Here is a 22,454-nt window from a genome sequence, read left to right as displayed (position 1 = left end):
TAGAGGAGGGGGATAGAGGACGGGGGTTAGAGGAGGGGCGGGCGGGCGTCCCGGACCGCGAACCGGGGGAGCCCGGGACGTCCTGGAGACGGCCGGGACGGTGGGGGAGAGGGCCTCCGGCCCTAGGGTTCGGGATACCGGCGGGCCGCGACGCCCGCCCACCTCCCCGTTCCCACCTCCTTCCCACGTCCCTTCCCCCGTCACGGAGTTCGGCATGCCCGCGTCCGCAACACCCCTGCGTCTCCTCGCCCTCGGCGGGGCCCTCGCCTCCGCCCTGCTCGCCGGCCCGGTCCCGACGGCTTCCGCCGCCACGACCGCGGCGCCCGCCGCGGTCTCCGCCACCCCGGAGTGCGAGTCGGCCTGTTTCCTCGCCGTACGGACCGGCGCCCACCCGGACTTCGACCGGGTCGTGGTCGACCTGGGAGGTCCCGCCCTCCCGACCGTCCTGAACACCTCGGTCGACACCTCGGGCATCTACACCGACAACGCCGAGGGCGAGCCCAGGCGCGTCCCGCTGGAGGGCACGTCCTACCTGACCCTCCAGCTGATGGGCGTGAACAACCTGACGACCACCGGCCAGACCTCGTTCACCGGCCCCGGCGTGCAGCAGCTCGCCCTCCCCTCCGTGAAGGGCTACGCCCTGGCCGGCGGACACGAGGGGTACTTCCGCTTCGGTCTGGCCCTCGGCGGCCACAGCAGCTACCGGGTCTTCACCCTCACCAGCCCCAACCGCCTCGTGATCGACGTCTATCACTGAGCCGGCGCGCGCCGCTCCCGGACGCGGGCCAGGCGCTCTTCGAGCGCCGCCCGGCGTCCGGGCCACTCCTCGGCGATGATCGAGAAGACGGCGGAATCGCGCAGGCGGCCGTCCTCGCCCGGTGCCCAGGAGCGGGCGAAGTTCCGGAGGACGCCCTCGAAAATCGCGCCGACGGCCGCGATCGCCGCCCGGGAACGGGCGTTGCGGGCATCGGTCTTGAGGTCGACCCGGGCCACGCCCCAGCTCTCGAAGGCATGCCGGAAGAGGAGGTACTTGGCCTCGGTGTTCACCCCCGTGCCCTGGGCGGAGACGGCGAGCCAGGTGTAGCCGATCTCGACCGCGCTCAGGCCCTCCCCCGAGGGCCAGGGGCGCGGGTCCAGGAACGCGGTGGCGCCGAGCACCCGGCCGGTCGCCGGGTCGACCTGCGCGAACGGGACGACGGAGGCGTCGGCGGCGCGGCCGAGCTGCCCGTCGACGTACGCCCCGAACGCGTCCCGTTCCGGCACCCACGTGAAGCCGTACGTGTCCCGGTTCTCCTCCGCGGCCTCCGCGAGCCCGGCGGCGTGGTGGTGTCCCAGCGGTTCCAGGCGTACGAACGCGCCCTCCAGAACCGGCCCTTCCCCTGTGAAGCCCATCGATCCGCACCCCGTTCGTGTCCCTGTCGAAGATCGTTCGATCGGGGTGCAGGGTTGCAGAACGCGGGCGGTGTCGGCATCTCGATTCCGATCGCCTGTCAGCTGAACACCAGGCTCCGGAAGGTGTCCCGGACCCGGGCGAGGGGGCCGGGGTCGCGGGTGAGGCGGAGCCGGTTGGTGAGCAGAACGGCCCAGCGGTCCCGCGCCGGCGACACCCACAGGCCCGTACCGGTGAAGCCGAAGTGCGCCCAGACGTCGTCCGAGGGTTGCGTGCCGGGCGCCGGATGCCAGAAGAGTCCGCGCGGCGGGACGAGCCCGCCGGTGTGGACGCGCAGCGACGTGGCCGTCCACTCGGCGGAGAAGGTGCCGGGCACCGGGTCGAGCAGATGGCGCAGGAACCGGCCGATGTCCGCTGTGGTCGTGAAGACCCCCGCGATCCCGCAGGCGCCCCCGAGGAGCCGGGCCGAGAAGTCGTGGACGGTGCCCCGGAGCGGGGCTCCGCTCTCCTCGTCGTACTCGGTGGGCGCGCACCGCTCGCCGACCCCGGCGGGCAGCGGCCCGTACCGGGTCTCCGTCATGGCGAGTGGCGTCCACACCCGGTCCCCGGCGAGCCGGGGGAGCGGCTGCCGGGTGAGGTGCTCGGCGAGGTAGCCGAGGATCAGCGCCGCCCGGTCGGTGTACGCGACGGCCGCCCCGGGCCGGTGACGGAGCGGCTCGGCGAGGACGCCGTCACGGACGTCCTGCGGATCGGAGCCGTACAGGTGCCGGAGATTGGCGCGGAGCGGCAGGCCCGCCGTGTGAGTGAGGAGATGGTGCGCGCTGGCGCCGGCGAGCGGCCGGCCCGCGGCCTCCGGCCAGTACGAGTCCAGCGGGGCGGCCGGATCGAGCTTCCCGGCGTCGACGAGGGTGCCGACGACCGCCCAGACCGCGAGGATCTTGGTGAGGCTCGCCACGTCGAAGAGCGTGTCCGGACGGGTCGGCCCGGCGGGGTCCGCCGGGTCGAGCAGCCCGACCGCCCCGGACGAGAGGGTCGTGCGGGCGTCGCCCACGGCCCACGCGGCACCCGGGTACGTGCCCGCGCGCGCGGCCTCGCCGAGGAGCCGCTCGAAGGGGTCGCTGCGCTGTGCCAAGGCGTGCCTCCGACGGTCCGGGGAGGTTCGGTGCGGCCCGTCGAAGGGGGCGACGGGCCGCGCTCCGAAGACATGCCCCGGCCGTGAGGGAAGACACCCTTCCGTCAGCGGCGGTCGGCGCCCTGTCCGGTGCCCTGGCCGCCGTCCCGGCCCGTGTCCTCGGCGACCGGCTTGCAGGTCACCTCGTCGCGCGGGGTGTAGTGGGTCTTGTACGTCTCCCGCTTGACCTCGGTGCCGCCGTTCTTGAAGACGCGGTCCACCGAGATGTCGAAGCCTTCGAGGGGCGGCTGCGGGACACAGGCCTCGCCGGTGCCCTCGCGCTTCGTCGGCTGCGTGAGGTCGGTGCGCGGGCCCGCGACCGCCTCGACGGAGTCGTACTTCTTCGTGCCGAGGAAGCTGACGGTGACCGAGGAGTCCGTGGCGCCCGCCTTGATGTAGATCGGCTTGCCCGTGTCGTTGCGGAACTTCAGGTCGAGCGAGCCCCAGGCGACGGTCGCCTCGCGGCCGGCCGGGTAGCGCTCGATGTAGAAGGAGTGCGCGCCGTGCTCGACGGGCTGCACCCCGGCGAAGAACATCGCGTTGTAGACGGTGGTGGCCATGGCCGACACGCCGCCGCCCGGCGCCGAGCGGTACTGGCCGTCGAGGATCATCGTGCCGTCGACGAAGCCGTTGTCCGGGGTCCGCTCGCCGACCGTCTTGTTGAAGCTCCACACCTCGCCCGGCTGCACCAGAGAGCCGTTGATGAGCTCGGCAGCCCGGCCGATGTTCGTCGTGCGGTACGGGGCGGCGGGGAAGTTCACCGTGAACGTCGACATCTGCTCCTTGATGCCCAGGCGGGCCAGGGAGCCGGAGGACAGCTCGGGCTCGGTGACCGTGGTGGCCACCGGAGCCGTACGGGCCGCGTCGCCGGACTTCGTGAGCAGCGGGCGCACGGCGTCGCCCAGGGCCTTCGCGGTCACCTCGTGGCCCGGCCGGCCCTCCGACTCCACGACGACCTTGCCGTCCCGGACCCCGAGGGACGCCTCCTGGGGCGCGTTCGTCAGTGCGGCGAGGGGACGCGCCACGTCCGGGTCGCGCAGCAGGGCGTTCTCGTCGAGGGCGGCGGAGAGGCGTCCGCCGTCGTTCTTCACCGTGAGGTGGTCGCCGAGGGTGGCGGCGGAGATCCGCACCCGCTCGCCGCCCGCCGTCAGCGTCACCGGGCCGGAGAGGGCGGGCTTCGCGTACGTGTCGAGGAAACGGGACACCTCGGCGGCGGGCAGCTTCGGCTCGGTCACCGCGACGGGGAGCGTCACCGCGGCGGCGCCCGTGGCGGCCGGGTAGGCCGCGCGGAGGGTCTCGGCGGCCTGCCCGGCGTCGAGCTTCCGGCCCGTCACCGGCTGGGTCGCGACGGCCTTGCCCTCGCGGAAGGCGACGGATCCCTCGCGGACCGTCCGGTCGTTCTCCTTGGCCAGCTCGGTCACGGCGGCCCGGGTCCTGGCCTCGTCCTGCGCGTAGACCGGGCGGACCTCGCGCTCGCCGGAGGAGAAGAGCCGTCCGATGACGGTGAAGGGGTCCCGGGAGGGGTCCGCCGCCGCGTCGGCGGTCTTCGCCACGTCCACGGTCAGACCGGCGGCGGCCGGGTCCACGGTGGTGGCGCGGTCGCCGACCTTCACGGGTATCGGCGCCTTCCAGGAGGCCGGGGCCGCGGCCGTCAGCTTCGCCTCGGCCTCGGCGCGGCTCATGCCGCCGATGTCCACGCCGTCGACCCGGGTGCCGGCGGATATGTCGTTCCCGGTGGCGAGCAGCCCCGCCACGTACAGGCCGCCCGCGGCGACCGCGACCACACCCGTCGCGATCGCCGCCGTCCGCAGACGGCGCCCCTCGCGGGGCGTCGGGGCATGGTCGGTCGTGGAGCGGGGCACGCGCTCTCCCGGGGCGTCGAGGAAAAGGGCAACCAGACGACGGTACGCCGAAAGAGTGACTTCTGCACATAAGGTCGGTTTGACCTGCGGCGATACGGAGCGCCCCATTCCAGCCACGGAACGTGCCCCAGCCCCGTTGTGGTCCCGCACTCCGCCGGCGCGGCGCCCGCCCCGTTGTGGGCCCGCGCCCGCCCCGTTGTGGGCAGTCGTTCCGCCTGGGCCGCGCGCGCCCCGTTGTGGGCATGCGTTCCGCCGGGGCGGAACGGGTGGGCACAACGGAACGGCGCCCCGTGCCGGGCCAAGGCTTCCGCGCCCTGACCCGCACCCCGTGCACCGTCGCTGGTGGTGCGGGCCCAGGCGCGGAACGCGGAGGCGCCGCGAAGGGCGCCGTCCCGTGTGCCCACCCGTCCCGCCCAGCGGGACGATTGCCCACACGGCAGCGGGCGAAGGCCCACACGGGCGCGGGCGACGGCCCACCCGGGCGCGGGCCCGCACGACGGCAGCGGGCGCGGGCACAGGCAGAGGCGGACGGGTCGATTGGACTCGAGCGGCCCGGCCCCGCAGGCTGGGCGCATGATCTTCATCGCCGTTCGTTTCACCGCCCGCCCCGACCACGCCGACCGCTGGCTCGACCTGGTCGACGACTTCACCCGCGCCACCCGCGCGGAGCCCGGCAACCTCTTCTTCGACTGGTCCCGCAGCGTCGACGACCCGAACGTCTTCGTCCTCCTGGAGGCCTTCGCCGACGCCGAGGCGGGTGCCGCCCACGTCGCCTCCCCGCACTTCACCGCCGGGCTCGCCGCCATGGCGGGAGCCATCGCCACCACCCCCGAGATCATCAACGTCGAGGTCCCGCAGCAGGGCTGGGGCGCCATGGCCGAGCTGTCCCCGACCGGCCTCTGAGCCGTCCCCCGGCATCCCCGGGGCGGCGCCGTCCCGCCTGATAGGTTCGCGTGCACACGCAGGCGGGGCGGCGGCCCGAGGGGAGAAGCGGCACATGGCGGTGAGCGGGCGACAGACCGGCAGGCCCACCCTCGAGGAGGTCGCGGCCCGGGCCGGAGTCGGCCGCGGCACCGTCTCCCGGGTCATCAACGGCTCCCCGAAGGTGAGCGAACAGGCCAAGGCCGCCGTCGAACGGGCCGTCGCCGAGCTGGGCTACGTCCCCAACCGGGCCGCCCGCGCCCTCGCAGGCAGCCGCACCGACGCCGTCGCCCTGGTGATCCCCGAGACCGAGGCGCGGCTGTTCGCGGAGCCGTACTTCCTCGACATCATCCGCGGCGTCAGCACCGAACTCGCCGACGCCGACAAGCAGCTGCTCCTCACCCTCATCCGCAGCGAGCAGGAGCGGCAGCGCTTCGAGCAGTACCTCGCCGCGCAACGCGTCGACGGCGTCCTGCTCGTCTCCGTCCACGGCGACGACCCCCTGCCCGACCAGGTGCGCGCTCTCGGCCTGCCCGCCGTCCTCAACGGCCGCCGCACCGAGGCCGAGCGCGTCGCCTTCGTCGACTCCGACAACACCGGAGCCGGCCGGACGGCCGTCGCCCATCTCGCCGCCCGCGGCCGTCGCGCGATCGCCACCGTCACCGGACCCCTCGACATGTACGTGGCACGCTGCCGCCTCCACGGCTACCGCGAGGGCCTGACGGAGGCCGGACTCGCGCCCGACGAGACGCTCGTCGCCCACGGCGACTTCACCGAGGAGGGCGGCCGGCGCGCCATGCGGGAGCTCCTGGACCGCCGCCCCGACCTGGACGCCGTCTTCGCCGCCTCCGACGTGATGGCGGCCGGCGCCCGGAGCGTACTGCGCGAGGAGGGCCGCCGGGTCCCCGAGGACGTGGCCCTCGTCGGCGTCGACGACTCGGCCGTCGCCCGGCACATGGACCCGCCCCTGACGAGCGTCCGCCAGCCCATCGAGGAGATGGGCCGCACCATGGCCCGCCTGCTCCTCCAGGAGATCGTGTCCCCGAGCGGCCCGGACGAGCAGCCCCGCCGGATGCTCCCCACGGAACTGGTGGTCCGCGCCTCCTCCTGACTCCGAAAGCCAGGCACGGGGCGCCGAGATGCAGCCCTCCCCGGGGCCCCGGAGAATGGACCCCGTACGGGGTCCGTATCCGCGACCAGGGCGCTCCCGACGGCGTCCGACCCGGCAAGGGGGCGGTCGAAGATGCCGCAGCGCGAGCCGAACCGGACGCAGACCATGTCCGGGACACTGCGCCGCTGGACCCTGGTGTACCTCCTGATCGTCACGCTGCTGACGATCGCCTACCTGAACTTCCCCGCGCGCCACACCGTGCTGTGGGCGCTCATCGGACTGAGCGGCGTCATCGCCATCCTCGTCGGCGTCCGTCTGCAGCGGCCCGCCCGGCGCTGGCCCTGGCTGGTGCTGGCGGCGGCCAACCTCACCTTCGTGGGCGGCGACACCGCCTACAACGCCCTGGAGGCCTTCTTCGGCCAGACCAGGCCCTTCCCGTCCGTCGCCGACGCCCTCTACCTGGCCACCTACCCGCTGTTCGCGATCGGCCTGCTCGGGTTCATCCGCTACCGGGCCGTGGGCCGCGACCTCGCCGTCGTCCTCGACGCCCTGATCCTCACCTCGGGCCTCGCGCTGCTCTGCTGGGTCAACCTGATCAACCCCCTCGCCAGGAACGAGGACATGACCTGGACCGAGAAGGCCATCTCCATCGCGTACCCCCTCGGCGACGTGCTGATGCTGGCGATGCTCGCCCGGCTCCTCGTCCCCGGCGGGCTGCGCTCCCGGTCCGTCCAGCTCCTCACCCTCGGCACCTGCGGCATCCTGGCCTCCGACGTCATCTACGGCATCCTCCAGCTGAAGGGGACCTGGCAGGTCGGCACGCCCTGGGACCTCGGCTGGGTCGTCTTCTTCACCGCCTGGGGCCTCGCCGCCCTCCACCCCTCCATGACCGGCCTCACCGAGCGCGCCCCCGAACCGCCCCCGCGCATCGCCGAACGGCGGCTCGCGCTGCTCGCCGGAGCCTCCCTGGTCGCCCCCGCCCTCCTGTTCCTGCAGTCGCTGCGCCACGACCAGAGCAAGGACATCGCCGTCATCGCGATCTTCTCGGCGATCATGTTCCTGCTGGTCCTCGCCCGGCTCTGGGGCATGATGAGCGACCACGGCAAGGCCGAGGCCCGCGAGCGGAGCCTCCGGGTCGCCGCCGCCTCCCTCGTCGCCGCCCTCAGCCCCCGCGAGGTCGCCGGAGCCGTCGAGACGGCCTCCGCCACCCTCTTCGGCCCCGGCACCCCCCACCGGGCCCTCCTCCTCACCCGGGACCGCCGCGGCGGCCTCACCGCCGTGGCCACCGCGGACCACCCCTGGAGCTGCCGCACCGACGAGCTGACCAGGCCCCGCGGCACCGACTGGCCCGACATGGTCGCCGAGGGCACCCGGCTGCTCCCGCTGACCCGGCTCGACCCGTCCGTCGCCGCCGAGATCACGCCCGAGTCCCACGTCCTGCTCTGCCCCCTGGAGCTCCAGACGCCCGCGGGACGCGAACCGCTGCTCGGCGTCCTCCTCCTCGGAGGGCCGGAGAAGAAGCTCGTGGAGATCTCGGGACCCGCCCAGTCCCTCGCCTCCCAGGCCGCCTTGGCCCTCGAACGCTTCGGCCTCAGCGAGGAGGTCAACCGCCGCACCAGCGAGGCCTACTTCCGCACCCTCGTCCACAACACCTCGGACGTCATCCTGATCGTCGACGACGACGACACCGTCCGGTACGCCAGCCCCTCCGCCGAGTCCATGTTCGGCCGCTCCCTGCTGGCGGGCACCCCGCTCACCGACCTCGTCGCCCCGTCCGACACGGCGAGTGCCCTGCGCCTCGTCGCCGACGCGCGCGCCCGCGGCGCCGCCGACGCCCGGGACGACTGGAAGCTGCTGCACAGCGGCTCCGACGCACTGGAGGTCGAGGTCCGGTGCAGCAACCTCCGCGACGAGCGCACCGTCCACGGCCTCGTCCTCACCCTCCGGGACGTGACCGAGCAGCGGAAGCTGGAGCGGGAGCTGACCCACCGGGCCTTCCACGACTCCCTCACCGGACTCCCCAACCGCGTCCTGCTCCTGGAACGCATCGAGCGCGCGCTGCTCCGCGGCCGCCGCGAGTCCACCCTGACCTGCATGCTCTTCGTCGACCTCGACGACTTCAAGGTCGTCAACGACACCATGGGGCACTCCGTCGGCGACGAACTCCTCGTCGCCGTCGCCCGCCGCCTCGCCTCGGTCCTGCGGCTCACCGACACCGCCGCCCGGCTCGGCGGCGACGAGTTCGCCGTCCTCATCGAGGGCGCGCGCGAGCCCCGCGACGCCGAGGCCCTCGCGGCCGAGATCGTGCACACCCTCAGCCAGCCGTTCCACCTGACCGACGGCGCCGTCTCCGTGTCGACCAGCGTCGGCATCGCGACCGTGCTCGACAGCGCCCACGCGGAGGAGCTCCTCGGCCACGCCGACCTCGCCCTGTACGCCGCCAAGGCCGCAGGCAAGAAGCGGTGGCGGCTCTTCCACCCCGAGCTGCACTCACGGCTCGTCGCCCGGCACGAACTCCAGGCGGGCATGGACACGGCCATCGCCGACCACGCCTTCGCCCTGCGCTACCAGCCCATCGTCGAGGTCGACGGCGGCGCCCCGGCCGGTCTCGAAGCGCTCATCCGCTGGCCGCACGCCCGGCGCGGCATGGTGCCGCCCGACCAGTTCATCACCCTCGCCGAGGAGAGCGGCCACATCATGCCGCTGGGCGCCTGGGTCCTCGAACACGCGGCGCTCGACATCGCCCGCTGGCAGCGCTCCCACCCCCGCCGCACCCCCCTGCGCGCCAACGTGAACGTCTCCGCCCGGCAGTTCCGCGACCCCGGGTTCCTCGACGAGGTGCGGCGCGCCCTCCACTCCTCCGGGCTCGCACCCGGCTCGCTCGTCCTGGAGCTCACCGAGAGCGTCCTCATGCGCAGGGACGACCAGATCCGCACCACGATGTCCGCCCTCAAGGAGCTGGGCGTCGCCATCGCCATCGACGACTTCGGCACCGGTTTCTCCTCGCTCAGCTACCTCCGCGAGTTCCCCATCGACGTCCTCAAGGTCGACAAGTCGTTCATCGACGACCTCACCACCGACCCGCAGCAGGTGGCGCTCGTGGAGGGCATCGTGCGCATCGCCGACGTCCTCGGCCTCCAGGTCGTCGCCGAGGGCATCGAGCACGAGGAGCAGCGGTCGCTGCTCGCCGAGATGGGCTGCCGGTACGGCCAGGGCTACCTCTTCGCCCGCCCCATGACCGCCCACCAGGCCGATTCCTATCTGCACCGCGCCCCGTCGAGGGCGGCCGGTCCCGCCGCCCGGCCGGTCGTGCGGCTCGCGGGTCCCGTGTCCGCCGTCCGTACCGTCCGGCCTCCGCGCGAATCCCGCTGGCGGGACCTGGAACACCTCCAGCGGACGAGCCTCATGTGCGACGCCGTCATCGACGAGGTCGAAGGCCGCCGCATCCGCGTCGGCGACGACTGGCTCGTCGACTTCGCCTCCTGCAACTACCTCGGCTTCGACCTGGAACCCGAGATCATCGACGCGATCGAACCCGAGGTCCGGCGGTGGGGAACCCACCCCAGCTGGTCCCGGCTCATCGGCAGCCCCCGGCTCTACCCCCGCATCGAGGAGCGGCTCACCGAGCTCCTCGGTGCCCCGGACACCCTGCTGCTGCCCACCATCACCCTCATCCACCAGTCCGTCATCCCGCTGCTCGCCGGCACCGGACAGGTCTTCGTCGAGGCGCAGGCCCACCGCACCGTGTACGACGGCTGCGTCGGCGCCCGCGGACAGGGCGCCGAGATCCACCGCTTCCGCGCCGACCGGCCGGACGAACTGGGGGCGCTGCTGCGCGGCGCGCCCGCCGACGCCGGCCGGCTCGTCTGCATGGACGGCGTCAACAGCATGACCGGCAACTACCCCGACCTGCCCGTGCTGGCCCGGACCTGCCGGGAGAACGGCGCCCTGCTGTACGTCGACGACGCCCACGGCTTCGGCGTCATCGGAGAGCGCCGCCCCGGCGAGAGCAGCCCGTACGGCTCGCGCGGGAACAGCATCGTCCGCCACTTCGGCGAGACCTACGACAACCTGGTCCTGGTCGGCGGCTTCTCCAAGGCCTTCTCCTCCCTGCTCGCCTTCCTCGCCGTACCGCACTGGCTCAAGGACCACCTCAAGGTGGCGGCGGCCCCGTACCTGTACTCGGGGCCCTCACCGACCGCCTCGCTCGCCACCGCCCTCGCCGGACTCGACCTCAACGACCGGCGCGGGGACGAGATCAGGGCCCGGCTGTACCGCATGACGGCCCGCGTCCTCGCCCATGTGCGGGGCCTCGGCATCTCCACCCCCAACACGGACGGCCTGCCGATCATCGAGATCCCGCTCGGCGACTCCGCGGACCTCGACGCCGTCGCCGCCTTCCTCTGGGAGCACGGCATCTACGTCACCCTCGCGTCCTACCCGCTCGTCCCGCGCGACCGGGTGGGCTTCCGCATCCAGATCACCGCAGCCAACACCGACGAGGAGATCGAGCAGCTGTGCGCCGCCCTCACGGAACTCGCCGCGCGCTTCACCCTGCAGCCCGCCGAGACCCCCCGTACCGTCACCGCAGGAAGGCCGGCGGAGGAGTGAACGTCCCCGATCCGCCGGTCCCCGGGGAGACGGGCCGGATCCGCCGCAACCGCGACGCCGACTGGAACGCCTGGCCGGTCGACGACTACCTCGCCGAGAACTACCGCAGACTCCACCCCTGCGACGTCGGCGTCATCCGTCACCACGCCGCCGTCTACCGGCGGTTCGCCCCCGGGAGCCTGTCCCGCACCCTGGAGCTGGGCGCGGGACCCAATCTGTACCCGCTGATGCTCGCCGGGGCCGCCAGCCTCGTGATCGACGCCCTCGAACCCAGCGCCGCCAGCGTGCGCTACCTGCGCGCGCAGCTCGCCCACGGGATCGACGACAGCTGGGAGCCCTTCTACGCCCTCTGCCGCTCCCTCGACCCCGCCCTCCCCGACCGGTGCGCCGAGGCGCTCCGACGGGTGCGCGTCCTGCGGGGCACCGCCGCCGACCTGCTCCCGGGGACCTACGACCTCGCCTCGATGAACTTCGTCGCCGAGAGCGTCACCGAGGACTTCGACGAGTTCACCGCCGTCTGCGACGCCTTCGTCCACGCCGTGCGCCCCGGCGGCACGCTCCTCGCCGCCTTCATGGAACGCATGCCGAGCTACCGCATCGGCACCGGCCCGGTCTGGCCCGCCTGCCCGGTCGACGAGACCGCCCTGCGGGCCGTGTTCGTGCCCCGCACCACCGGCCTCCGGATCACCCGGCTCGCCAAGGACCGCACCCTGCCCGAGTACGGGGACACGGGCGTCCTGCTGCTCGTCGCCGAACGGCCCGGCGCGCCCGCGGCACCGGCTCAGGGGTGACGCCGGATCGTCTCGGCGTACCGGTCGAGCGAGGAGCCGGGCGTCCCGTCGTACAGGTGCCGGTCGAAGGCCCACATCATGCCCTCCAGCCCGCAGGACGCCATCTGCCGGTACGCCGTGTCGGTCACCCCGTCGTGGTACGGGGCGATCTGCGGCCCCGCGCTCTCCCCGGCCAGCCGGGTGAAGCCCGCGCTCCGGGCGACCGCCGTGACCCAGCGCGCCGAGGACCAGGCGCGCACCGCCGCGTCGTCCGGCGCCGACACGTCGACCCGGGCGTCGGCGGGCGCGCAGCCGTTGTCCCCGGGCCTGCCCGTGCCGTCCACCAGGGCGGTGGTCACGATCCGTACCGTGTCCCGGTGCTCGATCAGGCCCAGCGTCCGGAAGAAGCCCGCGCCCCTGCCGACGAGACCGATCGACGGCGAGCCGGCCAGCCGGGCGCCGACGGCCGCCCGCAGGTCGGAGGGGTAGAAGCCGGAGCCGGGCACGAGGACCTTGAGCTGCCCCCGGTAGCCGAGCGAGGTGTACAGGTCGATCTGCCAGTTCACGGCCCCGGCGAGGGCACCCTCGTACCAGTCGTACCAGCGGGCGGCGTCCGCGGTGGTGAACGGCCGCCCGTGGTAGGTGCGTTCACCGGGTCGCCAGCCCGGGAACGGGGAACTCGCCTGGGCGTGGCTGTCGTACGCCCAGAACGCGGCCGGGCCCTCGCCCTCCGGCGTCGGCGCCGGATAGGTGAACTCGCCGCTCTCGTTGACGCCGAGGCGTACGGCCCAGAAGGTGTCGAGGCCGATCAGCCGGTCCACCGCGCGCACGTAGTCGGCGACCCCCTCGCGCACCGGCTCGCTGAACACGATGTTCGGGGTGGTCGTGGACCGCCGGCCGAACTGGTCGGTCCAGACCGACTCCGGGTAGGCGTCCGGCAGCCAGGGCGGCGGATGGTTGAGCCCGAGGCTCGCCTCGACGCGCAGCCCCGCGTCCCGGAAGGCGGCGACCCGGTCCCGTACCTCGCGCGCGTACCCCTCGTCGTACACGCCCTGCTCCGGTTCGAGCCGGCCCCAGTCGATCTGCAGGTGCGCGACCCGGATGCCGTGCTCGTACTCGGTGCGCGCCCGCGCGGGATCGGTCTGGAGCGTGCCGTACCAGTACGGCGCCGGGCGCGGGTCCTCGCGCCGCAGCCCCCCGAGCGCCCCCACGAGCAGCACGAGCACCGCGAGCAGCACCAGGGTGCCCGGCACACCGCGGGCTCCCGTCCACCACGTCCCCGTCATGACAACTTTTCCCGGTAGAGCGCCGCGTACCGGGCGGCGAACCGCTCGGGACCGAAGTGGTCCTCGACCAGCGCGCGGCCCCGCTCCGCGAGCATGTCCCAGGAGCGCGGCTGGCCCAGCAGCCACGCCAGCTGCTGGCCCGTGCGGCGCGCGTCGCCCGCCGGGGCCCGCAGCACGGCGTGCCCGAAGTCGGCGAACTGGGGCAGGTCGCTGAGGATCGACGGCCGCCCGGAGGCCAGCGCCTGGAGCACGGTGAGCGGGATGTCCGCCTTGCCGCCGAGCACGGCCGGCGGGAACAGGAGCACCTGGACGGAGGCCAGCAGGGCGCGCATGTCGTCGACGTACCCGAGCACCTCGACATCGGGCAGCCCGGCCGCGCCGGCCCGCTCCCGCAGCGCCTCGTCGAGGGCCTCGCTGTCCTGCCCCGGCCGCCCCCGCATGGCGAGCACCAGCCGGAACCTGGCTCCTTCCCGGTGGGCCTCCGCCGCCGCCTCGATCGCGGTCTCCGCCCCGCCGTGCGGATCGTGGTGCCCGGCGAAGAGGACCGCCGGGAACCCCTCGGGGCGCGGCAGGTACGGCCACGCGTCGAGGCTGATCATGGGCGGCACGACCCGGACGTCGCCGAAGTCGGCGGCCCGCAGCCGGCGGGCCATCGACTCGGACAGGGCGACCGTCGTCCCGAGCGGACGGGTGCGGCGCAGATAGCGGCTGTCCATCACGCCGGGCACGGTGTGCACGACCGGCCGTCCGCCGAGCAGCAGCGGACGCAGCCAGGAGAAGACCGGGAAGGTGCGACCGATGGTCAGGAAGGCGTGCACGAGGTCGACCCGGCGGGCGAACACGGCCCCGGCGCACGCGGACTGCACCCGCTCGGGCACGTGCGGCACCCCGTCCCGCGAGAGGATGCGGACCGGGCGGCCGCGCTCCGGAGCGGCCTGTCGCCCGTCCGGCCACTGGCTGAACCACACGAAGTCCACGTCGGGCAGCGCCCCGAGCACGTCGGCGGCGAGCCGCACGTCACAGCCCTCCGACCCGTCCAGCGGACTGCTGGTCAGGAGCAGGACACGGGGCCGCCGCTCACCGCGGCGCATCGGGAACCTCCGCCGCGGGAGGCCCCGGCGCCGGCAGCAGCGGTCCGGCCGCGGAGCCGGGTACGACGAGGCGGGTGAGGTCCGGACCGGGCAGCGGCGAGGGCAGCCGGTACAGGGCGAGCGTGCCGTACGTGGGTCCGTGATAGGCGGCCACGGGCCGCAGCCCGTCCGTCAGCCGCCGCACCTCGGCGAGCGGGGAACGGCCGTATCCCTGCTCGATGACCCGCCACGGCACGACCAGGTAGTCGGCGTCCGCGGCGGCGCGCTCGCCGGGCGTCACCCAGTGGCCGAGCCGGTAGGTGCCGTCGAGGAGCCAGTTCGTGACGCCCTGGGTCCGCTGCCCGTCGACCGTGACGATGGCGGTGCCCGCCGGGACGTGCGTCAGCAGGTAGGCCCGGAGGCGCTGGAAGCCGTCGTCGGGCGTCCACCGGTTCTGGGCGTACACGGCGGCGGGCGTCGCGAGCACGGCGAGCAGGGCGGCGCCGGCCAGGACGCGCAGGGCCCGCCGGTGCCGGGACGGCACCGGGACGGTCACCGCGAGCGCCACCAGGTTCGGCACGAACAGCAGGTACAGGGCCTGCTCCTCCAGGGTCCCGATGGCCAGCGCGTACCCCAGGGTGACGATGGCCGAGGCGTGGAAGAGCGTGAGGAGCCGGTACACGGGCTCCTTGCGCCGCCACAGCAGCACCAGGGCCACCGGGGTCAGGGCGAGCAGCAGGTACGTGCCCGCGTAGCCCGGGAGTTCGTCGAGGAGCCGGCCCGAGAGCGAGGGCGTGCCCGCCGCGTTGAAGCCCGTCTCCTGCACCATCCCGAGGAGCCGCCGCACCCCGGACGTCTTCGCCTCCCAGAAGGCGTCGAAGTGCCCGAAGCCCGCGAGGAGGATCACGTACACGGCGTACGGAAGCACCGTCGCCGAGAGCGTCAGAGCCAGCAGGCGCCGGGGCGGTCCCCAGCCGAGCGCCAGGGCGGCGACCAGTGGCAGGACGGCGATCAGCGTCGCGTGGTCCTTCGTCAGGACCGCGAGGCCGAGGAACAGACCGGCGAGCAGGGCGCGGGCGCGGGGGCGGCCGGGCGGATCGGCACGGGCGAGCCCCACCAGGACCAGATAGCCGGCGAGGATCCACATCATCGTGGCGGTCTCCAGGAGCACCCGGTCGTTCTGCCGGATGCAGAACTGGTCCAGGGCGAACACCAGCCCGGCGACCGCGCCCGCGCGGGGCGAGCGCACCCGGGCGACGAGGAGGACGAGGAGGGCCGCGGTGACCCCGGCGAGCAGGGAGTTGAGCACCCGCGAGGAGTGCACGCCCGCGATGATGTCCGCATGCTCCCCGACGAGCTTGGTCCAGCCCGCCTCCAGGTAGAAGTAGCCGGGCGGGTGCAGGAAGAACAGACCTTCGCCGGTGCGGGGGAAGCCGCCCGCGGCGGCGCTGTCGCCGAGGCGCCGGTAGATCGGCTCGTCGATGAACACGTCCCCGGCCCGCCCGATCTCCACCAGGCGCAGCGTCACCGTGAGCAGCGCGGCCAGGGCCGCGTACACCCCGGCGGGGACGGGGCCCCGGGGCCGGTGCGGGCGCGCGGACGGCCACCCCGCCCGCGTGGTCCGGGCGGGCGCGGGTGCGGTGCGAGGAACGGTCACGGCACACCCCCGACGGTCCTGGCCCGGGTGCCGGGCGGCCGGGCGGCTGTCCGGGACACGGTCCCGGAGCCGGCCTCGGGCACCAGGTACACCTCGGGCGCGCGCGGTACGCGGCCCCCGGGGAACAGCGCGTCGGCCTGTGTCCGGTAGCCCCGGATCAGCTCGGCCTTCCGGTCGAGGTCCCGCTCCCAGGCGCGGGCCACCAGCCCGTTCCGGCGGGTGAACTCCGCGTCGGCGGCGGCCGACTGGTTGTACGGGAAGTCGCTGTAGTACACGACCCGGCGGCCGCTGCGTTCGGCGGCGGTGCGGACCAGGACGTGGTCGGCGTGCCCGCCCACGGCCAGGGGCGCGAGGACCAGGCCGCCGGAGCGGGCGGGCAGCAGCGCCTCGATGGTCTCCCCGACCGCGCGCAGGGTCTCGGCGTCGTGCGCGGAGACCCGGCCCCGGGTCAGGTGCAGCCGGTACGTCGGGTACACGTGCGCCACCTCGGGGAGCAGCCGGGCCAGCCCCCCGGTGCCCGGGCGGGGCCGCGGCAGCCGCCGGAACAGCCCGTCGACCAGGCCGGCGTGGTGCCATTCGGCGCCGAGCAGCTCCAGGACCCGCAGGTCCTCCGCACGCCGCTCGGCGAACAGCTCCTCCGCGTCCCCGGAACGGGTCTGCTTCAGGTACTGCCGCCCCGAGAGGGTGTACGGCGGCGGCGCGGCCTCCGTGAACAGCGAGGCGACCGTCACCGGGGCCCGCCGCCCGGCCCAGCCCAGCAGGGCGCCGCAGGACAGGACGGCGTCGTCCAGGTGCGGCGACAGCACGAGCATCGGGACGCAGGAGCCGACGAGGGTATGGACGAAACCCGTCAGCGGGTCGTCTGCCATGACGCCCCCCTCCTTCTCGGCCGCCGGTCGGCGGCGGGTGAGTCCAGAAGCCGGTGGGCCAGGGCCAGATAGCTGCCCGTCATCTCGTCCCACGTGTAGTGGCGCGCCGCGATCCCGGCGCGGTGGCCCAGCCGGCGGCGCAGCGCCGTGTCCGTGGCCAGCTCGGTCATGCGCCCCCCGAACGTCGCCACGTCGAACGGCGCCACGGCCACGTCGCCGCCGTCGCGCATCCAGCGCAGCGCGGGCAGGTCGAAGTGGAGCACGGGCTTGCCGTACGACATGCCCTCCAGGGCCACGAGGCCGAAGGTCTCGTGCCGCGAGGGCATCACCAGGAAGGCGCTGTCGCGCAGCAGCTGCCGCTTGCGCTCCTCGTCGGCGAAGCCCACCCAGTGGATCCGGCGCTCCGGGCCGCGGGTGTGCGCGGCGACCAGCGTCGCGAGGCGGCGCTCCTCGGCGGGGGTGCCGCTGCCCGCGAGCAGCAGGTCGAGCGGGGGCCGGGCCCGGTCGTAGGCGTCGAGCAGCAGGTCGATGCCCTTGACCCAGGTGTCGATCCGGCCCAGGAAGAGGATGAACTGTCCGGACCCGAGCAGGGACTCGTCGAGGCGGCGCTGTTCCACCCCGTTCGGGATGACCTGCACGTCGGCCCGGGGGCTGAACCTGCGGATCGCCGATCCGTCGGCGGCGTTCAGCGCCACGAGGTGCCGGTAGCAGCGCAGCCCGAGCCGCTCGACGAGGAAGAACGGCAGGTGGTAGCGGTGCCACAGGGCCTCCGCGCTGCGGCCCTGGTCGATGCCGACCACGGGGGCGCGCGTCATGAGGGGCAGGAAGCTCGTCGAGAACGGGGGAGTGAAGCTCTCCAGCCACAGGTCGTGCCGGATCCTGCGGGCCACGAACGGCAGCACCGAGAGGAACAGCAGCTGCCCGCCGCGCGGCCCGGCCCGGTTCACCGGCAGCCGGACGTACCGGATGCCGTCCCGGTCCTCGGTACCGCCGCGCCGCCCCGCCGTCACGACCGTCACCCGGAAGTCCTCGGCGAGCCGCCGCGCCACCTTCCCGACCACCAGCGCTCCGCCGCCCCGGTAGGCGGGGTTGTCCGCGTCGTCGTAGATCGACATCACCACGTGCCGCCGGTCCCCGGCCGCGCCGCCCTCCGGTTCGGCGACCGCCCGCTCCCGTTCACGTACCTCGTCGAGGATCCGCTCCAGAGCCGTGGCCGCCACCAGCGACGGGGCCCGCTCGCCGTCGAGCCGCGCGATGCCCGGCAGCCGGCGCGACCAGCTCCGGTAGCGGGCCCACCAGACGGTCGGCGGTCCCGCGATCTCCTCCCAGCCGCGGCCCCGTAGGGTCTCGGGACCGGTCTCCACCAGCAGGGTCAGACCGTAGCGGCCGGCGATCCGGCGGAAGGAGGCCGCCGCCGGGGAGGAGGCCGGCAGGTCGAACTTCACCAGCCCGTCGAGTGGCCCGCGGTCCGTCACGACCACGGCCTGCCCGCCGTGCGCCCGCGCCCGCACGAGCAGCCGGGCCACGGAGATCCGGGCCGCGAGCTCGCCCGCGTCGAGGAACGCGTGGGCACGGCGCCGCCGGGATCCCCGGCGCTCGGGATCCGAGGCGCGCCGTGCCCACCTGTCCCCGCCCGGGGCCCCCGTCTCCCGCGCGCGCGGCGGAACCGGGAACCAGCGGCACAGGAAACATCCGTAGCAGTGGGTCGTGACGACGGTGACCCCGCGCTCGCGGAGCAGAGTCGCGAGCCGGCGCGTCAGCGAGGACTTGCCCGCGCCGTCCGGTCCCGACACCGCGACGAGCAGAGGGCCTCGGTCGGTCGTCATGGCACCCGCCTCCGCAGCTTCTTGGCCATCACCAGGGGGACGCGCAGGGACGCCTCACGCGTCGCGGCCCGGACCCGGCCCGCGCCGAGGAGGTGCCCGGAGTGCTCGGCCCCGGCCCGGAGCGAGGTCCCCACGGGCAGCGGCAGCGGCAGCGGGACGGGCTCGCCCCGGTCGAGCCGCTCCATCGCCTCGACGGCGACGGCGAGCGCCGCACGGCCGCCCGCGCTCCAGCCTTCGCGGGCGGCCTCCCGGCGGGCCTCCGCGATCACCTCGGGGCGCAGCAGCGGCCGTAGCGCGAGGAGTTCGGAGAGGTCCAGAGTGAGGTTCTGGAAGAGGGCGTGTGCCAGCCAGATCCGCAGCCGGTCGGACGGGCACGGCGTCAGCCAGGCGTATCCGTCGGCCTCGCCGTCGGCGTGCGGCGGACGCTCGGCGCGCGCGAAGAGCCGCTCGGTGGGCACCACCGGAACGCCGAACCACGAGACCGAGCCGTGCAGGTGCGCCGCCGGGCCGCGCGGGGGTTCCAGCAGGACCTTGCTGGTGCGCTCCAGCCAGTACGTCGTGCGGTGCGCGTACCAGCCGTCGAGCGCGGCCTGCGCCGCCGGGAGCCGTCCCGGGGGCACCACCAGGTCGAAGTTGCCGTACACGTAGTCGCCGCCGAGGTCGGCCTTGATCAGGACGGTCGGGATGCCCGCCGAACGCAGCCGGTCCGTGGACTCCACGAGGTTCCGCCGGAACAGGCCCGTCGCGTTCTCCACCTCTTCGAGCGTCGTCGCGAGCTGCCGGGGGTACGCGCGGGCCAGTCGGCCCTCCACCTGGTTGAGGCGGGCCGCGGTCAGCGCGCCGAGCAGCTCCTCGTCGCCGGCGGGCCGGACCCGGCCCCGCCACACGGCGTCGACGAGCAGCGGCACGGTCCGCTCGTCGTGGGCCGCGGCCCCTGCTGTCGGCCGCTCGCCGGGGGCCGGCGCCGGTGTCCCGGGCCGGCCGGGGCCGGACTCCGCGACCGGGGCGGGAGGCGCGTCCCCGGCAGCGTCCCCGGCGGCGTCGGCCGCCGGGACGGGCGAGCCGCGCCGTCCGAAGAAGCGCCACAGCGCGACGCCGCTCACCACCACGGCGGCGGCGAACCAGGCGTGGGCGTACGGGCGGAGCAGCGCCATCGCGCCGGCCAGCGCGAGCAGGGGCAGCACCACCCCGGCGAAGGGACGTTCCGCCACCCCGAAGCCGTGGTGGCGCGCGTGCCGCACGCCGATCAGCACCAGGGCCGTGACCGTCCCGCACAGTCCACCGACCGCCATCCCGAGCACCCCGCCGACGGCCCAGCCGGACAGCAGGGCCGTCACGTACACGGCGAGACCGGCGAGGAGCGTCCGCAGGCAGGCGTAGTCGTTGACCGCCTGGGCGAAGGTCACGAGCAGGGCGAGCGCGCCGAGCGCCAGGCCCGACGTGGCGGTGCAGGCCATCAGGGTGGAGACCATGGAGTATCCCGGGGGGAAGATCTCGGCGAGCAGGGCGCCCGGAGCCGTCGCGGCCACCACGGTCAGCGGCAGCGCCACCGTGAGGTACATGCGCAGCGCGCTCGCCGTCAGCGGATCGCCCGCGCGCCGTCGCGACAGCGCGGGCAGGAAGGCGATGGACACGGCCCCGGCGAGGAACAGCGGCACCCGGCCGAGCATCACGGCCGCCTGGTAACTGGCCGCCGCGGCCCGGTCGGTGGGCAGCATCGCGACCAGGACGATGTCCACGGCGGCGAGCAACGCGACCACGCCCTGGAGCGAGGCGACGCCCGAGGCCCGGCGCCACAGCACCCGGTCGGCGGTCACCGCCCGCCAGGGGCGGCGCGGCACGCCGGGGAAGCGGCGCGGCCGGAAGAAGACGTACGGCAGGACGGCGATCCCGAAGGCCGCGAGGGCGCCGGTCTCGCCCATGCCGAGGGCGGTGACGAAGAACAGGCCCACGCCGAACTTGAGGGCGGCTTCCAGGGCGGTGAGGACGGCCAGCGTCCGCAGCCGCTCGGTGCCCTGGAGCCAGCCGGCGCTCACCCGGGTGACGTAGACGGCCATGGTGCCGCCGGCGATGACGAGGGTCGTCGCGGCGCTCGCGAACTCCATCGACACCGCCGCCACCACGAGCGCCGCGACGGTGCCGCCCGCGAACGCCGTGACCACGGCGAAGCGGACCGCCTCGCCGCGCTCGCCGTCCGAACGGGCACGGGCCAGGGCCTGCGCGAGCATCCAGGGCACGGTCACCACGGCCACCGCGGCGGTGCAGACGATGAGGCCCTGACCCGCGGCGAAGGTGGCGTACCCGGAGACGTCCAGGAGCCGGGTGAGGACCAGGGAGTACGCGTAGTTCAGCGCGCCGACCACGACCACGGCGGTGGCGATCCAGCGCGCGCCGTGCACCGCCGTGACCTCGTCCGGGTGGACGGCCGGCCGGGTGGCGAGGGAGCCGGAGGGCTTCACGGCCGCCTCCCCTGGGCCCGGCCCGTGGCGGACCCGTCGCCGGGCTCCGCCGTACCGAGCAGGACGTCGTGGCCGTTCGCCAGCGAGATGTCGGCCTCGGCGACGTCGAGGCGGCGCAGGGCGCTGAGCGCCCGTACCTCGTCGCAGCCGTGGAGGAGGAGCCGGAAGGCGTCGCCCTCGCGCCTCCAGACGTCGGTCTGGCGCAGGGAGCCCCGTACCGCCCGTTCGGTCGCGTCGGGGTCGGGGGACGTGAAACGGGTGAGCACCGACAGGTCGCTCGCGCTGCGCCGGGAGCGCCGGTGACGGTGGATGCGCTGAAGGTCCTCCAGGACGACCTGGGCGAGCCGCTCGGCACTGGCGTCCCAGGAGAACGCGTCGGCCCAGGCCCGGCACCGGAGTCCGGCGAGGCGCCGCGCCTCGGTCGTGGACAGCGCGTCGAGGGCGGCGGCGACGCCTTCCGCGAGATCCGCGCCGGGGTCGAGCAGCCAGCCGTTGACGCCCGGCCGGATCGCGTCCCGCAGCCCCGGCACGTCGAAGGCGAGGGCGGGTGTGCCGACGGTGTTCGCCTCGATGACGGCGAGTCCCCAGCCTTCCGCGACGGACGGCACCACCGTCAGCCACGCGTGGTGGAACAGCTCCTGCTTGCGCTCCTCGGTCACGTGTCCGTGGAAGACGACGGCGGAGCCCACGCCCAGTTCGGCGGCGAGCTTCCGCAGCCGCTCCGCCTCGGGGCCGTCCCCGCACACGTCGACGCGCAGCTCCGGACGGCGGCGCAGGAGCGCGGGCACGGCCCGCAGGATCAGGTCGACCCGCTTCTGCGGGACGAGCCGGCTGACGACGGTCAGCGCGGGCAGGGCGGAGCGGTGCCCGGCCGGGGCGGTGGGCGCGGGGCCGGGGCGCCCGTTGGGGACGATGTGGATCGGATTGCCGAAGCCGAGTTCGCGCCGGGCGCCCTCGCGGGTGGAGGGCGAGACGACCACCACCGGCCGGCCCCGGTAGACCCGCCGGCTGACCTGCTTCTCCAGGACCCGCCCCACGGAGTTCAGGGGCCAGCGGAAGCGGGTGTCGAACTGCTGCTGGTGGACGTGGTGGATGACGCAGACGTCCGCGGTCCAGCGGGGCGTGAACAGCGGGGAGAAGAACGGGATCCCGTTCTGGAAGTCGACCACGGCGTCGTACGCGTGACGGTTCCGCAGGAGATGGCCGGCGGCCGAGGCGTACACGCCGAAGGTGCCGCCGGCGCGCACGACGCGGATCCCGTCGCGGTACTCCCGGGCACGCGAGCCGGGGTACCGCGACGAGACGAGGGTGACGTGGGCTCCGGCCGCAGCGAAACGCCGGGCGATCTCCCAGCAGTACGCCTCGGCTCCGCCCGCGTCCGGATGGGAGGGGTCGCGCCAGTTGAGGAAGGCGAGGTCGGTACGGGCGAGCCGGTCGAGTGCGGTCACGGC

Annotated in this window: 15 protein-coding genes; 5 read left to right on the top strand and 10 right to left on the bottom strand. The window is 74.6% G+C overall.

Features of this window, described 5'->3' with window-relative positions; translation table 11 throughout:
* Nucleotides 1-214: 214 nt before the first annotated feature.
* The gene (locus tag ACN9MM_RS05275; protein WP_426362534.1) at nucleotides 215-757 is read left to right on the top strand and encodes an AMIN-like domain-containing (lipo)protein; all 543 of its coding nucleotides are present in this window, start codon (nucleotides 215-217) and stop codon (nucleotides 755-757) included.
* Here ACN9MM_RS05275 and ACN9MM_RS05270 read toward each other — a convergent pair.
* The 3 genes from ACN9MM_RS05270 to ACN9MM_RS05260 form a co-directional block, all read right to left on the bottom strand.
* Nucleotides 751-1,392: a GNAT family N-acetyltransferase gene (locus ACN9MM_RS05270; RefSeq protein ID WP_426362533.1), complete on the bottom strand. Its 642-nt coding sequence runs from the start codon at nucleotides 1,390-1,392 to the stop codon at nucleotides 751-753. The two genes, ACN9MM_RS05275 and ACN9MM_RS05270, sit on opposite strands and share 7 nt — an antisense overlap.
* A gap of 98 nt (nucleotides 1,393-1,490) precedes the next feature.
* Nucleotides 1,491-2,522 (bottom strand): serine hydrolase domain-containing protein, encoded by a 1,032-nt coding sequence (locus ACN9MM_RS05265; RefSeq protein WP_426362532.1) that lies wholly within the window; start codon nucleotides 2,520-2,522, stop codon nucleotides 1,491-1,493.
* Between the two features lie 104 nt (nucleotides 2,523-2,626).
* Nucleotides 2,627-4,423: a VanW family protein gene (locus ACN9MM_RS05260; protein WP_426362531.1), complete on the bottom strand. Its 1,797-nt coding sequence runs from the start codon at nucleotides 4,421-4,423 to the stop codon at nucleotides 2,627-2,629.
* 573 nt (nucleotides 4,424-4,996) lie between these two features.
* Between ACN9MM_RS05260 and ACN9MM_RS05255 the strand changes: the two genes are divergently transcribed.
* The 4 genes from ACN9MM_RS05255 (at nucleotide 4,997) to ACN9MM_RS05240 (ending at nucleotide 11,857) form a co-directional block, all read left to right on the top strand.
* Nucleotides 4,997-5,326, top strand: coding sequence for a putative quinol monooxygenase (locus ACN9MM_RS05255; protein ID WP_382870858.1), 330 nt, complete (start codon nucleotides 4,997-4,999; stop codon nucleotides 5,324-5,326).
* Between the two features lie 94 nt (nucleotides 5,327-5,420).
* Complete coding sequence (locus ACN9MM_RS05250) at nucleotides 5,421-6,455, top strand: LacI family DNA-binding transcriptional regulator (RefSeq protein ID WP_426362529.1); 1,035 nt, start codon at nucleotides 5,421-5,423, stop codon at nucleotides 6,453-6,455.
* A gap of 132 nt (nucleotides 6,456-6,587) precedes the next feature.
* Complete coding sequence (locus tag ACN9MM_RS05245; RefSeq protein WP_426362528.1) at nucleotides 6,588-11,066, top strand: aminotransferase class I/II-fold pyridoxal phosphate-dependent enzyme; 4,479 nt, start codon at nucleotides 6,588-6,590, stop codon at nucleotides 11,064-11,066.
* On the top strand, nucleotides 11,063-11,857 hold the full coding sequence (locus ACN9MM_RS05240) for a class I SAM-dependent methyltransferase (protein ID WP_426362527.1): 795 nt from the start codon (nucleotides 11,063-11,065) through the stop codon (nucleotides 11,855-11,857). Before ACN9MM_RS05245 ends, ACN9MM_RS05240 begins: the two co-directional genes overlap by 4 nt.
* Here the strand turns inward: ACN9MM_RS05240 and ACN9MM_RS05235 are convergent.
* Genes ACN9MM_RS05235 through ACN9MM_RS05205 form a run of 7 tightly spaced genes read right to left on the bottom strand, consistent with a single transcriptional unit; the run spans nucleotide 11,848 to nucleotide 22,451 of the window.
* Entirely contained in the window at nucleotides 11,848-13,122 is a 1,275-nt protein-coding gene (locus ACN9MM_RS05235) for a beta-galactosidase (protein ID WP_426362526.1), read from the bottom strand. The genes ACN9MM_RS05240 and ACN9MM_RS05235 overlap by 10 nt on opposite strands.
* Nucleotides 13,119-14,213, bottom strand: a complete 1,095-nt coding sequence (locus tag ACN9MM_RS05230) for a glycosyltransferase family 4 protein (protein WP_426362525.1) — start codon at nucleotides 14,211-14,213, stop codon at nucleotides 13,119-13,121. Before ACN9MM_RS05230 ends, ACN9MM_RS05235 begins: the two co-directional genes overlap by 4 nt.
* Nucleotides 14,200-15,849, bottom strand: coding sequence for an ArnT family glycosyltransferase (locus ACN9MM_RS05225; protein WP_426362524.1), 1,650 nt, complete (start codon nucleotides 15,847-15,849; stop codon nucleotides 14,200-14,202). Before ACN9MM_RS05225 ends, ACN9MM_RS05230 begins: the two co-directional genes overlap by 14 nt.
* A complete protein-coding gene (locus ACN9MM_RS05220; protein ID WP_426362523.1) occupies nucleotides 15,846-16,718 on the bottom strand; it encodes a PIG-L deacetylase family protein in 873 nt (290 codons plus the stop codon). Before ACN9MM_RS05220 ends, ACN9MM_RS05225 begins: the two co-directional genes overlap by 4 nt.
* Nucleotides 16,700-18,544: a glycosyltransferase gene (locus tag ACN9MM_RS05215; RefSeq protein ID WP_426362522.1), complete on the bottom strand. Its 1,845-nt coding sequence runs from the start codon at nucleotides 18,542-18,544 to the stop codon at nucleotides 16,700-16,702. Before ACN9MM_RS05215 ends, ACN9MM_RS05220 begins: the two co-directional genes overlap by 19 nt.
* Nucleotides 18,541-21,003 (bottom strand): lipopolysaccharide biosynthesis protein, encoded by a 2,463-nt coding sequence (locus ACN9MM_RS05210; protein ID WP_426362521.1) that lies wholly within the window; start codon nucleotides 21,001-21,003, stop codon nucleotides 18,541-18,543. The genes ACN9MM_RS05215 and ACN9MM_RS05210 overlap by 4 nt, the downstream gene beginning before the upstream one ends.
* Nucleotides 21,000-22,451 (bottom strand): glycosyltransferase family 4 protein, encoded by a 1,452-nt coding sequence (locus ACN9MM_RS05205; protein ID WP_426362520.1) that lies wholly within the window; start codon nucleotides 22,449-22,451, stop codon nucleotides 21,000-21,002. The genes ACN9MM_RS05210 and ACN9MM_RS05205 overlap by 4 nt, the downstream gene beginning before the upstream one ends.
* Between the last annotated feature and the right edge of the window lie 3 nt (nucleotides 22,452-22,454).

The sequence above is a fragment of the Streptomyces sp. E-08 genome (assembly GCF_049913095.1).
In the GTDB taxonomy this organism is placed as follows: domain Bacteria; phylum Actinomycetota; class Actinomycetes; order Streptomycetales; family Streptomycetaceae; genus Streptomyces.
Note: the sequence above shows the minus strand (reverse complement) of the source record. Positions and strands in the feature narration are given on the sequence as shown.